The organism is Arthrobacter sp. Soil_C_49, from assembly GCF_057656635.1.
In genome coordinates this window covers 1-11,841 of record NZ_JBDGJZ010000024.1, presented here as the reverse complement: position 1 = coordinate 11,841, position 11,841 = coordinate 1, and the positions used below count along the sequence as shown (strand labels likewise).

At 65.0% G+C, this 11,841-nt stretch carries 12 protein-coding genes and 1 pseudogene; 10 read left to right on the top strand and 3 right to left on the bottom strand.

Translation table 11 applies throughout. The annotated features are described in order from the left end of the window. Positions 1-564: HNH endonuclease signature motif containing protein (locus AC3A4Z_RS22520; protein ID WP_498714534.1), on the top strand; the 564-nt coding region annotated here is incomplete at its 5' end. 83 nt (positions 565-647) lie between these two features. Here the strand turns inward: AC3A4Z_RS22520 and AC3A4Z_RS22515 are convergent. Then, complete coding sequence (locus AC3A4Z_RS22515) at positions 648-1,565, bottom strand: Rieske (2Fe-2S) protein (protein WP_498714532.1); 918 nt, start codon at positions 1,563-1,565, stop codon at positions 648-650. A gap of 175 nt (positions 1,566-1,740) precedes the next feature. Beyond that, positions 1,741-2,040 (bottom strand): putative quinol monooxygenase, encoded by a 300-nt coding sequence (locus AC3A4Z_RS22510; RefSeq protein ID WP_498714530.1) that lies wholly within the window; start codon positions 2,038-2,040, stop codon positions 1,741-1,743. A gap of 154 nt (positions 2,041-2,194) precedes the next feature. Between AC3A4Z_RS22510 and AC3A4Z_RS22505 the strand changes: the two are divergent. Beyond that, positions 2,195-2,403, top strand: a pseudogene (locus AC3A4Z_RS22505) (glycogen debranching protein GlgX); the annotation flags it as partial. 64 nt (positions 2,404-2,467) lie between these two features. Here AC3A4Z_RS22505 and AC3A4Z_RS22500 read toward each other — a convergent pair. After that, positions 2,468-2,866 (bottom strand): cupin domain-containing protein, encoded by a 399-nt coding sequence (locus AC3A4Z_RS22500; RefSeq protein WP_498714527.1) that lies wholly within the window; start codon positions 2,864-2,866, stop codon positions 2,468-2,470. A gap of 477 nt (positions 2,867-3,343) precedes the next feature. Here AC3A4Z_RS22500 and AC3A4Z_RS22495 point away from each other — a divergent pair, with 477 nt between their 5' ends. From AC3A4Z_RS22495 to bcp, 8 genes are all read left to right on the top strand, one after another. Beyond that, a complete protein-coding gene (locus AC3A4Z_RS22495) occupies positions 3,344-3,853 on the top strand; it encodes a hypothetical protein (protein ID WP_498714525.1) in 510 nt (169 codons plus the stop codon). A 239-nt stretch (positions 3,854-4,092) separates the two neighbouring features. Next, a complete protein-coding gene (locus tag AC3A4Z_RS22490; RefSeq protein WP_498714524.1) occupies positions 4,093-4,893 on the top strand; it encodes a hydroxypyruvate isomerase family protein in 801 nt (266 codons plus the stop codon). Positions 4,894-4,999: 106 nt separating this feature from the next. Further along, positions 5,000-5,878: a 2-hydroxy-3-oxopropionate reductase gene (locus AC3A4Z_RS22485; RefSeq protein WP_498714522.1), complete on the top strand. Its 879-nt coding sequence runs from the start codon at positions 5,000-5,002 to the stop codon at positions 5,876-5,878. 154 nt (positions 5,879-6,032) lie between these two features. After that, complete coding sequence (gene gcl, locus AC3A4Z_RS22480) at positions 6,033-7,811, top strand: glyoxylate carboligase (protein WP_498714520.1); 1,779 nt, start codon at positions 6,033-6,035, stop codon at positions 7,809-7,811. Between the two features lie 72 nt (positions 7,812-7,883). Further along, positions 7,884-9,098 (top strand): glycerate kinase, encoded by a 1,215-nt coding sequence (locus AC3A4Z_RS22475; RefSeq protein WP_498714518.1) that lies wholly within the window; start codon positions 7,884-7,886, stop codon positions 9,096-9,098. Continuing rightward, complete coding sequence (allB, locus tag AC3A4Z_RS22470) at positions 9,091-10,434, top strand: allantoinase AllB (protein WP_498714516.1); 1,344 nt, start codon at positions 9,091-9,093, stop codon at positions 10,432-10,434. The genes AC3A4Z_RS22475 and allB overlap by 8 nt, the downstream gene beginning before the upstream one ends. A 9-nt stretch (positions 10,435-10,443) precedes the next feature. After that, the gene (locus tag AC3A4Z_RS22465; protein WP_498714513.1) at positions 10,444-11,100 is read left to right on the top strand and encodes a winged helix-turn-helix domain-containing protein; all 657 of its coding nucleotides are present in this window, start codon (positions 10,444-10,446) and stop codon (positions 11,098-11,100) included. Between the two features lie 81 nt (positions 11,101-11,181). Next, positions 11,182-11,661 (top strand): thioredoxin-dependent thiol peroxidase, encoded by a 480-nt coding sequence (bcp, locus tag AC3A4Z_RS22460; protein WP_498714508.1) that lies wholly within the window; start codon positions 11,182-11,184, stop codon positions 11,659-11,661. Positions 11,662-11,841: the final 180 nt, after the last annotated feature.

Sequence of the window (11,841 nt, the reverse complement as noted above, 5' to 3'; positions counted from 1 at the left end):
TACCGCCTCACCAAACCCATGAAAAAAGCACTGCAACTCAGGGACGGAAAATGCACCTTCCCCGGCTGCAACAACCCATCCCTGGACAACGACACCGACCACCTTCAAGCCTGGCAACACGGCGGCAACACCGGCATCAGCAACCTCGCCCAGCTCTGCCCCAAGCACCACCACCTCAAACACAACACCGGCTGGACGCCCACCCCGGCCACCCAAAACGAACCACCCGGCTGGACCTCACCCACCGGCCGCCACTACAAAGCCGAACAACCCGACCACGAACCACCCCAATGGCCACCCGGGCTCCTAACCCCTGCAACCGACACGACCGGATTCCTGACGCCTCCGCAAGATTCACCCGCAACGGAATCACCTGGATTCATGGACTTCCCGGACTTTTCCCCGCCCTTCGCAGAGCCAATCGATGACATCCTCGAGGATCCGCACGACTACTCGCCCGACGATCCCATCTGGGACGACTTCTACGCCCACCCGCCGACACTGCCCAAAGACCCGCTCAAGGATTGGCAGCGGAAGCGGGAGTGGGACATGATCAACTCCTGAAGCCGCGTGCCATCTGAACCGCTTGGCATCCGCAGCCGCCAGAAAACCTCAGCTCCGCCAGAACATCCAGTCGGCACATCCGTTCAGTCGGCGCCGGGAAGGTTCACTTCGACGAGCCCGCCGGCGACCCGGGTTTCAAACCGCGGCTGCCGGGACGTGGCCGGCCCGGCCTGCACCTCGCCCGTCCGGAGCGAGAACGTGCTGCCGTGCCACGGGCACACAACGCATGGTTCGCCAGTACCTGCCGATCCGCGAGCCCCAGCTGAGTTGTCCGCCGCACTGCCGCCTTTGAGCTTTCCCTCATGCAACGGTCCGGAGAGGTGGCTGCAGACGTCGGACAGCACGTTGACAGTTTCGCCCTCCCGGAACACAAGCAGCGGGAGCCCGGCAACTGTCCGCTGGTGGAGCTTCCCGTCCGGCAGGTCCTCCAGCGGTGCAAGAGGCTGCCATCCGCTCGGGAAGCGGTGCGGAATATCCACTGTGTGGTTCACGCCGGCAGCTTGGCGATAGCTGAGGTGGCCGCCCAGGAAGCCTCCGAAGCTGACTGCCCCCAAGCCCAGATAGGCGAGCACTTTGCCCGCACCCTGCCGCCCCTGGACGCGCGCCACCAGTGACGCTGTGTAGAGGCTGACAGCTGTGATGTTGGCGGTTGCGTGGACCAGCCCCACCCGCTGCTGTTGGGGGTGCAGCTGGGACCAATCCATAAAACCGGCCACCGCGGAGGGCACAGCGGACGCGCTCCCCACGCCGATAAGTACAGTGGCAGCCTTGTCGTTGCCAGGGAGGGCGTCCAGGACTGCCGCCGAAATCCATGATCCCAGTGGAACCTGGACGGCCAGCGGATGAGCCGGGTGCCCGATGGGCACTCCGTGCAGGATGTCCCGTGCCCACTGCGGACGGATAGTGCGTTTGACGATCTTCCGGACCTTCTTAGCCAGCGGATCCAGCCAGTCGGCATCCTCCAGGCGGGTAACAAGCTCAAGTGCAGGCAGCGGTTTCATGTGTCTCCCTTACCCCGTTTGTCAGTATGCAGTCGGTGTTAGCCGGTGTTCAATCGCTGGTTAGCCGTCGGGCTGTCCAGTCGATGCCGGTCAGCCTAACGGCTGGCGGGCAGGACGCACAGGGGCAGGGACAGAGGTAGGGACAGCAGGACGCAACCCTATGCAGAAGCAAACGTCAGCGCAGCGGGGACCCCAGCACGGTGAACTGGTTGCCACCCATCTCACCGGAGAGCAGGGGCATCGCCTCGGCGATGGCTGCCCGGACACTGCCCAACTGCAGCGAAGCCCGGTGTGCTTCCCGGGATTCCCATAGTTCACACACGAACACCGTGTCCGGCGCGTCATCGTTCACGCCTACCTCATACAGCAGGCATCCGGCCTCCTTCAGCCCCGGCATGAACCGCAGGAGGATGGACGCCACGGCGTCGCGCTGGCCGGGCTTGGTTCCAAGGCTTCCCACATTCGCGAAGGTCATGGGGACAGTCTGCAGTAGGTGGCCGACAGAACGATGGAATTCATACCGCCGGTCCCCATCATCCCGGCCTAACAAAGCAGACGCACGACGGCGACGGCGGCCTTGCACCGCCGTCGCGCCTTTGTCCTACCCTCCAATGAACGCCATATGATCCGTGGTGAGCAGCCGGTTCTTCGATTGGCAGCACGCCCCTCCGCCGCGGATCCCCTACAGCGACAGCCTGATCTACGAGGCCCACGTGAAGGGCATGACCAGGACCCACCCGGAGCTGCCGGTGCGTGAACCTATGCCGGCATCGCTGGCCCCGCGGGCATCGAACACCTGGAAAAGCTGGCCGTCACGGCCATAAAGCTGGTGCCGGTGCAAGTCCGTCGAAGGTTCAAAGCGGGAACCACAGACCACCCGGCGCTTTCGCCCGGCGAATAGCTCAGATCAGCGCGTGCATCCCGAAGCTTCGGGGCCTGCCGAGGGCCGCGGCGCCGAGGAACTCGACGGCAACAAAGGGCTCCTCCCCCACCACCCATTCATCATGGCCGGGAGGAAGCGCATAGGTGTCGTTGGCGCGGATGGTTGACCTCACGCCGTCGGCCGTTTCAACGTCAAGCTGACCGGAGAGGCAGTAGCCCAGATGGTGGTGCTCGCAGAAGGCTGTCAGCTCGGCGGGCTTGGCGGACACCGACCACCGCCAGCCGGGTGCGAGGATCAACCGGGCTACTGAATAGTCATCGACAGTGACAAGGTCGAATTCCGCCTTGTCCGGGCAACGCTTCCTATCGGGATCATCAAACGACTTAACTGCCAACGCTCTGATGAAATTTGCGCTCATGTGGACCCAGCCTGCTAATTGTGATGAGGACGCCTGGCTGCGCACCAGACGCGGTGCGGATACCGCTGAAGCGGTGAAGTGATAGCGAGACCTGTTGCAGTGCATGCCTTTCCCCGGCGCACACCCGTTAGCCGAACGTGCGGCGTATCTCTAACCGTAGCCCTGCCACCCCTGAAGTCAATGGGGGAAACCCGCCGGTAATAGGTAGCCCCGCACCCTAGCGCGGGGCGGAGTGCGGGCGCAGGATTTAACTATCGGATTCCCACCAGACTGAATCCGGCAACATCGGGCCCCCGCACAAGCGGGGCGTGCTGATTGATAAATGGGACGGCAGGCTGCGGCCGGCACACTGAACAGTAGCGACATGATCAGTCGCGCTGGCTTTGCGTTGCCAAAAACGGGAAACCGCACCTCAAAAAATACGGGAAACCGCACCTCAAAAAATGGTGAATTCGCATCCTCAATGGGAGCAAAACAATGTCCATTACCGCATCTATGAAAACCCGCTCAGCCAGGGCAAAGGCTGCCTTGGTTCCAGCCCTCACTTTGGGCCTGCTCGGGGGTTCCCTGGCGCTGGCAGGACCGGTCCAGGCAAACGACTACAAAGACGACTCTATTAGAGGCTGTACCGTCAAGCCCCTGAAGCCGACGGACGAACGGGGCAACTGGGTGAACTTTAAGATCAGTGTGAAGTGCGAAGACGGGAAGAGGGTTGTCCACATCAAACAGAAGCGGTACGAGGCTGACCGAGGCCGCGACACGCGCTTGAAGGACGACCGCGACGACTACTTCGTACGCCATCTCAACCGCTATGACCGCTACGACCTCATCAACAGCTACGTACAAGTTTCCAAGAAGCTCGACCGCCATGACAGCGAAGAGGTCTACCACAAGGTCTCGTTCGCTGTTGAGTACGAAAATGGCCGCCTTTCTCATTGGTCCGACTGGAAGAAGAGCGAAACGTTGAGGCACGTCAACGCGCACTAGCGCGTTCAGCCATAACCGCTACCGCCAAGGAGCCAGGGGCCACGAGCCCCTGGCTCCTCCTTTGCGTCGAATCCCGCACGGCCGCCATCTTGGTCCACAGCCGCCCTTCCCCTTGACTCCCACCACCCCTCTTCCCTACACTTTTCATAAAGCAGAATCTAAATTCCACAAAGCGGAATCCGGGAGCCAGCCGGGGAAGCAGGGAAAATAGATCAAAGCCCTCCTTGGAAGGACCTACGATGACGTACACAGTGAACTGCTCCATCCTCCTCACGGAGCTGCCTCTGCTCGAGCGCCCCGCCGCAGCCAAGGCAGCAGGCTTTGATGCTGTCGAGTTCTGGTGGCCCTTTGAAAGCTCAGTTCCGACCGACGCGCAGGTGACCGGATTTGAAAACGCCATCAAGGACGCCGGCGTTCAGCTCACCGGCCTGAACTTCAACGCCGGCAACATGCCCGGCGGCGACCGCGGCCTGGTTTCCTGGAAGGGTCGCTGCTCCGAATTCAAGGACAACATCGACGTTGTGGCCGGGATCGGCGAGCGCCTCGGCTGCAAGGCCTTCAACGCCCTCTATGGCAACCGCCAGGACGGCTTCACCCCGGAAGAGCAGGACGAACTCGCGGTCAAGAACCTCGCCGCGGCAGCAGAAGGCGTCGCGCGGATCGGCGGCACCGTCCTCCTCGAACCCGTCAGTGGCGCACCCAAGTACCCGCTCCTCACGGCCGATGACGCACTCAAGGTCATCGCCCGCGTGAAGGCCGAGGCCGGCGTCGGCAACATCAAGCTCCTCGCGGACTTCTACCACCTGTCCGTCAACGGTGACGACGTCGAATCCGTCATCGAAAACCACGCCAAGGACTTCGGCCACATCCAGATCGCCGACAACCCCGGCCGCGGCGCCCCCGGCACCGGCACCCTCCCGCTCGGCGAGTGGATCGCCCGCAGCCGCGAACTCGGCTACGAGGGCTACATCGGCCTCGAATACAAGGAACCCCAGGAAACGGCCTTCAGCTGGGCCATCCGCCAGCGCGTCGCCCAGTAATCCCCACCCGCCCCTCGCCTCGCGTGCTCGGCCAGGTCATCCTGCGGGCGTGGGCCCAGGCTCGACCACCGGTTTCACCACACAGACTTCAGAAAAGAGAACCATCATGAGCAACGTTGCAGTTATCGGACTCGGAATCATGGGCCTGCCGATGGCCATCAACCTGGTCAAGGCCGGCCACACCGTCACCGGCTTCAACCGCAGCCAGGACAAGATCGACAAGCTCGTCTCCGAAGGCGGCAAGGGCGCCACCAGCATCGCTGACGCCGTCAAGGATGCCGACGTCGTCATCACCATGGTGCCGGACTCCCCCGACGTCGAGGGTGTAGTCAGCGGAAAAGACGGCGTCTTCGCCAACGCCAAGCAGGGCACCCTGTGGATCGACGCGTCCAGCATCCGCCCCGACGTCGCCAAGCGCCTGTCCGACAACGCCCGTGACGCCGGCATCCGGCCGCTCGACGCTCCCGTCTCCGGCGGCGAACAGGGCGCCATCGACGCCGTCCTCTCCATCATGGTCGGCGGCGACAAGGAAGACTTCGACGCAGCGCAGGATGTCCTGAACGCCGTCGGCAAGACCATCGTCCACGTGGGCCCCTCCGGCTCCGGCCAGACCGTCAAGGCAGCCAACCAGCTCATCGTCGCCGTCAACATCCAGGTCCTCGGCGAGGCCATCGCCTTCCTCGAGGCCTACGGCGTGGACACCGACGCTGCCCTCAAGGTCCTCGGCGGCGGCCTCGCCGGTTCCAAGGTCCTGGACCAGAAGGGCCAGAAGATGCTCGACCGCAACTTCGACCCCGGCTTCCGCCTGGCCCTGCACCACAAGGACCTGGGCATCGTCACCTCCGCCGCCCGCGAAGCCAACGTCGCCGTCCCCCTCGGCGCCGTCGTCGCACAGCTCGTCGCCGCCACCGTCAACCAGGGCGACGGCGCACTGGACCACTCAGGACTCTTCAAGCAGGTCCTCCAGCTCTCCGGCCGCAAGTAACCCGCCCCGCCCTAAGAAGTTTTTGTCCACATATGCGGACTTGAAAGCCCTGTAAGTCTGCATATCTGGACAAAAACTCCCTTCAGCACACCCAAAAACAGGTTTCGACAGGCCCAATCACCGGGCCCAACCACAAGCTTTCAAGGAGCACACCATGAGCAAGATGCGTACCGTTGATGCAGCGGTTGCCATCCTGGAGAAGGAAGGCGCCATCGAGGCGTTCGGCCTGCCAGGCGCCGCGATCAACCCCTTCTATTCCGCAATGCGCGCCCACGGCGGCATCCGCCACACCCTGGCCCGCCACGTTGAAGGCGCCAGCCACATGGCCGACGGCTTCAGCCGCGCCAAGGACGGCAACATCGGAATCTGCATCGGCACCTCCGGCCCCGCTGGAACCGACATGATCACCGGGCTCTACGCCGCCTGGGCCGACTCCATCCCCATGCTCTGCATCACCGGCCAGGCCCCCGTTGCCAAGCTGCACAAGGAAGACTTCCAGGCCGTGGACATCGAGTCCATCGCCAAGCCCGTGACCAAGATGGCCATGACCATCCTGGAGCCGGGCCAGGTTCCGGGTGCCTTCCAGAAGGCGTTCCAGCTGATGCGCTCCGGCCGCCCCGGCCCCGTGCTCCTGGACCTGCCCATCGACGTGCAGCTGGCCGAGATCGAGTTCGATATCGACACCTACGAGCCGCTGCCCGACGAGAAGCCCAAGGCCTCCCGCAAGCAGCTGGGAAAGGCCCTGGACATGCTGACCGCGGCCAAGCACCCGCTGATCGTGGCCGGTGGCGGCATCATCAACGCCGGCGCCTCCGCGCAGCTCGTTGAGCTGGCCGAGACCCTGAACATCCCGGTCATCCCCACCCTCATGGGCTGGGGCACCATCCCGGACGACCACCAGCTGATGGCCGGCATGGTGGGCCTGCAGACCTCGCATCGCTACGGCAACGAGAACTACCTGCAGAGCGACTTCGTGATCGGCATCGGCAACCGCTGGGCCAACCGCCACACCGGCGGCCTGGAGACCTACACCGCTGGCCGCAAGTTCGTGCACATCGACATCGAGCCCACGCAGATCGGCCGCGTGTTCTCGCCGGACCTGGGCATCGCGTCCGACGCCGGTGCGGCGCTGGCAGGGCTGGTTGAGCTCGCCAAGGAGCGCAAGGCTGCCAGGTCGCTGCCGGACTACAGTGCCTGGGTTGCCGAGTGCCAGGAGCGCAAGGCCTCGCTGCACCGCAAGACGCACTTCGAGAACATCCCCATCAAGCCGCAGCGGGTGTACGAGGAGATGAACAAGTCCTTCGGCCGCGACACCACCTACGTGTCCACCATCGGCCTGTCGCAGATCGCCGGCGCCCAGATGCTGCACGTTTTCGGCCCGCGCAAGTGGATCAACGCCGGCCAGGCAGGCCCCCTGGGCTGGACCGCCCCGGCAGCGCTCGGCGTCGTTCGCGCAAACCCGGAGCAGACCGTGGTGGCGCTCTCCGGTGACTACGACTTCCAGTTCATGATCGAGGAACTGGCCGTGGGCGCACAGTTCAACCTCCCGTACATCCACGTGGTGGTGAACAACTCCTACCTGGGCCTGATCCGCCAGTCCCAGCGCGGCTTCAACATGGAGCAGAACGTGTCCCTGGCGTTCGACAACATCAACTCGCCCGAGACCAACGGCTACGGCGTGGACCACCTGAAGGTGGCCGAGGGCCTGGGCTGCAAGGCTGTCCGCGTGGAGGATCCCAACGACCTCGCCGCAGCCTTCGACAAGGCCAAGGCACTGATGGGCGAATTCCAGGTTCCCGTGGTGGTGGAAGTGATCCTGGAAAAGATCACCAACATCTCCATGGGTGTGGAAATCAACGCCGTGAACGAGTTCGAGGAACTGGCCGAGACCGCCGCCGACGCCCCCACCGCCATCCTGGCACTGCAGGCCTAACCTGCACTTCCAGAACCTGCAGGCCTAAACCTGCATATCAAAAACCTGCACACTGAAACAGGAAAGACAACCATGCGGATCGTCATTGCCCCGGACAAATTCAAGGGATCCCTGTCCGCCCCCGAAGTATGCAGCCACCTGGAAAAGGGCCTGCAGCGCGGGGCAGGCGGGAACCTTGAAGTCCTCCGGATCCCCGTGGCCGACGGCGGAGAAGGCACCCTCGACGCCGCCGTCGGCTCCGGTTTCATCCGCCGCAGCGCGGTGGTGGCCGGACCAACAGGCGAACCGGTCACGGCCGACTTCGCCGTCCGGGGCAATGAGGCAGTCATCGAAATGGCGGCTGCCTCGGGCCTGGCCCTGCTCCCCGCCGGAGCACTGGTTGGGGGACGGCCAGGCCCGGCCGCGGCCCGCACTGCCAGCAGCCTGGGCACGGGGCAGCTTATCCGCGCCGCCCTGGATGCCGGCTGCAACCGCATCATCCTGGGTGTGGGCGGCAGCGCCAATACCGACGGCGGCGCGGGGCTCCTGCAGGGACTCGGCGCCCGGTTCCTCGACCCGGAGGGCAACGAACTTCCGGCAGGTGGTGCCGCACTGGCCCACCTGGACCGGATCGACTTCAGCGGGTTCGAACCCCGGCTGAAGGACACACGCTTTGTGCTGGCGTCCGACGTCGACAATCCCCTGCTGGGCGCCCACGGCGCCCCGGCGGTTTTCGGCCCGCAGAAGGGCGCAGCACAACAGGACGTCGAGCTGCTCGACGCCGCCCTGGCCAGGTTTGTCGAAGTCCTGGCCAGGGAAATCGGTCCTGAAGGCCCTAACAACAGGGCCCGCAAGGCGGCGGAAGCCCCCGGCGCCGGAGCGGCAGGAGGCGTTGGCTACGCAGCCATCGCCGTCCTGGCCGCGACGCGCCGCCCGGGCATCGACGTTGTCCTCGAATTTACTGACTTGGGGCACAGGCTGGCCGGCGCAGACCTGGTGATCACCGGCGAAGGCAGCCTGGACGAGCAGAGCATGCTGGGCAAAACGCCGATCGGCGTTGCCCGGGCAGCCGCAGCCCAGGGTGTCCCGGTGATCGCGGTGTGCGGCCGGACCACCCTTGGGACCGGCCAGGCGGATGCTGCCGGGTTCGAGGACGTTTACGCTTTGACCGAGCTGGAAAGCAATGTAGACAGGTGCATAGCAGAGGCCGCACAGCTTCTGGAGCAGCTGGGCACACAGATCAGCGGACGGCTGGCAGCGAACACGCTGGCCCGCACCGCCACCACCAAGGAGGACCTCCATGTCTGAAGAACGTTATGACCTGGTCATCCGCGGCCAGCGCATTCTCACCACCGCCGGCCTGGCACCACGGGAAGTGGGTGTCCGCGGCGGAAAGATCGTCGCGCTGGAGCCGCTGGGCAACGGCCTGGCCGGCGCCGAAGTCATCGAACTGGCGGATGATGAAACCCTGATCCCCGGCCTGGTGGACACCCACGTCCATGTCAACGAGCCCGGCCGCACCGAGTGGGAAGGCTTCGCCTCCGCCACCCGGGCCGCAGCTGCGGGCGGCGTCACCACCATCATCGACATGCCGCTGAACTCCGTCCCGCCCACCACCACGGTGGAAAACCTCAAGCTCAAGCGCGAGGTGGCCGAGGACCAGGCGTTCATCGACGTCGGATTCTGGGGCGGTGCGATCCCCGGCAACAAGGCCGACCTGCGCGCCTTGCATGACGAAGGCGTGTTCGGCTTCAAGTGCTTCCTCCTGCATTCCGGCGTGGACGAATTCCCGCACCTGGACGCGGACGAGATGGAGGAGGACATGGCCGAGCTGAAGTCCTTCGATTCACTGATGATCGTCCACGCCGAGGACTCCCACGCCATTGACCGCGCACCCCACCCCGGCGGCGACCACTACTCCACCTTCCTTGCTTCCCGCCCCCGCGGCGCCGAGAACAAAGCCATCGCCGAGGTCATCGAACGGGCCCGCTGGACCGGCGCGCGTGCGCACATCCTGCACCTGTCGTCGTCGGACGCGCTGCCCATGATCGCCTCCGCAAAGCGCGACGGCGTGAAGCTCACCGTGGAGACGTGCCCGCACTACCTCACCCTGATGGCCGAGGAAATCCCGGACGGCGCCACCGCCTACAAGTGCTGCCCGCCCATCCGCGAGGCCTCCAACCGGGAGCTGCTGTGGCAGGGCCTGCTGGACGGGACCATCGACTGCATCGTCTCGGACCACTCCCCCTCCACCCTGGACCTTAAGGACCTGGAAAACGGCGACTTCGCCGTGGCCTGGGGCGGCGTTTCGTCGCTGCAGCTGGGCCTGTCCCTGATCTGGACCGAGGCCCGGCACCGCGGCATCCCGCTGGAGCAGGTGGTGTCCTGGATGGGTGAGAAGCCGGCTGCCCTCGCCCGCCTGTCCAATAAGGGCCAGCTGGCGCTGGGCTACGACGCCGACTTCGCCGTCTTCGCCCCCGATGAAGCGTTCGTGGTGGACGTGTCCAAGCTCAAGCACAAGAACCCCATCACTCCCTACGACGGCAAGGCCCTCTCCGGTGTGGTCCGCAAGACGTTCCTGCGGGGCGCCGTGGTGGACGGCCAGACCCCCACGGGCAAGCTGATCCGCCGCGGCGGAGTCTAGGGACGCGCCATGGCAGTGGAAGCCCACTATCCGAGGACGGGGGCACGCCCGGGATTTGGTCCACAGAAGGCGGCTGCCCGCGGCCTCGCTGTGTGGGTGGTTCCCGCGGAAGGCACCAGCCCCGAACTCCTGGCCCGCGCCGCCGAACTGGTCCTGGCGCGGGCCCTGAAGACTGCTCCGGAGGCGGAAGTCCATTGGCCTGCCGCCGGAGCCCCCACGTCCGGGGTCTCCGCCGCGGCGGAAGGAGCCGCAGACCACTCCTCTCGCACTCCTTCCGTGGTGGAGAACCCCGGCGATACAGAGACCGACGGCGGCACGCACCTGCCGCCGTCGGCCGGCCCGGTGAGCCGGGTCGCCGTGGACCTTGCGGCCGACCAGGTCCTGCTGGACGGCACCCCCATAGCGCTGACCGGCGTCGAGTTCAAGGTGCTCCGTTACCTGGTGACCCACCTGTCCCGCACTGTGGGCAGGGAGGAACTCCAGGAGTTCCTCGACTCGTTCGAGACCCCCGGCGCCTCGGCCCGGTCCATCGATGTTTACGTGGGCCGGATCCGCCGGAAACTCGGCAATGCCCGTCATGCCGTGGCCACCGTGCGCGGCGGCGGATACCGGTTTATGCCGGGCCCCCGGGCAACTGTCCGGGGTCCGGCGGAATACTGCATATGACGCCGGAGTTGTATGACTAAGCGGGAACCCGCTTCACTTGATGTTTTGCCATTAACTGACAAAGACTTCCAAAGGAACGCCATGAGCCAGACCCTGACCACCAAGCTTCAGCCCGGTACCCAGGCCCCTGATTTCACCCTTCAGGACGCCCAGGGCCGCGAGACTGCCTTGGCCGACTACCGTGGCAAGAACGTCATCGTGTACTTCTACCCCAAGGCCGCCACCCCGGGCTGCACCACCGAGGCCTGCGATTTCCGCGACAGCCTCTCCTCCCTGCAGGGCAAGGGCTACGAGGTCATCGGCATCTCCCCCGACGCCCCCGAGGCACTGGCCGGCTTCACCGGCGACTTCTCGCTCACCTTCCCGCTGCTCTCCGACGAGGACCACGCAGTTGCACTGGCCTACGGCGCCTGGGGAGAGAAGCTGGTGGACGGCGAGATCGTTGAAGGCATCGTCCGCTCCACAGTTGTGGTGGACCCCGAAGGCAACGTCAAGCTCGCCCAGTACCAGGTGCAGGCCCAGGGCCACGTCGCAGCGCTGAAGGAAGCCCTGGGAATCTAGCCCTCCTCGGACGCTCTCTCACTTAACGCGCCTTTTCACCACACGCTCTATCACTTAACGCGCGTTTTCGACGGACGCTCTCGCACTAATGGACCAGTCCATACTGAACTGGTCCCCGGTGGTTGGACTGGCTAAATGGGATTCTAGGCTGCGAGGGTCTGGGCCCGGTATTGCACCGGG

What these genes read in the sequence shown, in the direction of transcription:
- AC3A4Z_RS22515 (WP_498714532.1), bottom strand. Translation starts at nt 1,565, where the DNA reads ATGAAACCGCTGCCTGCACTTGAGCTTGTTACCCGCCTGGAGGATGCC.
- AC3A4Z_RS22510 (WP_498714530.1), bottom strand. Translation starts at nt 2,040, where the DNA reads ATGACCTTCGCGAATGTGGGAAGCCTTGGAACCAAGCCCGGCCAGCGC.
- AC3A4Z_RS22500 (WP_498714527.1), bottom strand. Translation starts at nt 2,866, where the DNA reads ATGAGCGCAAATTTCATCAGAGCGTTGGCAGTTAAGTCGTTTGATGAT.
- AC3A4Z_RS22495 (WP_498714525.1), top strand. Translation starts at nt 3,344, where the DNA reads ATGTCCATTACCGCATCTATGAAAACCCGCTCAGCCAGGGCAAAGGCT.
- AC3A4Z_RS22490 (WP_498714524.1), top strand. Translation starts at nt 4,093, where the DNA reads ATGACGTACACAGTGAACTGCTCCATCCTCCTCACGGAGCTGCCTCTG.
- AC3A4Z_RS22485 (WP_498714522.1), top strand. Translation starts at nt 5,000, where the DNA reads ATGAGCAACGTTGCAGTTATCGGACTCGGAATCATGGGCCTGCCGATG.
- gcl (WP_498714520.1), top strand. Translation starts at nt 6,033, where the DNA reads ATGAGCAAGATGCGTACCGTTGATGCAGCGGTTGCCATCCTGGAGAAG.
- AC3A4Z_RS22475 (WP_498714518.1), top strand. Translation starts at nt 7,884, where the DNA reads ATGCGGATCGTCATTGCCCCGGACAAATTCAAGGGATCCCTGTCCGCC.
- allB (WP_498714516.1), top strand. Translation starts at nt 9,091, where the DNA reads ATGTCTGAAGAACGTTATGACCTGGTCATCCGCGGCCAGCGCATTCTC.
- AC3A4Z_RS22465 (WP_498714513.1), top strand. Translation starts at nt 10,444, where the DNA reads ATGGCAGTGGAAGCCCACTATCCGAGGACGGGGGCACGCCCGGGATTT.
- bcp (WP_498714508.1), top strand. Translation starts at nt 11,182, where the DNA reads ATGAGCCAGACCCTGACCACCAAGCTTCAGCCCGGTACCCAGGCCCCT.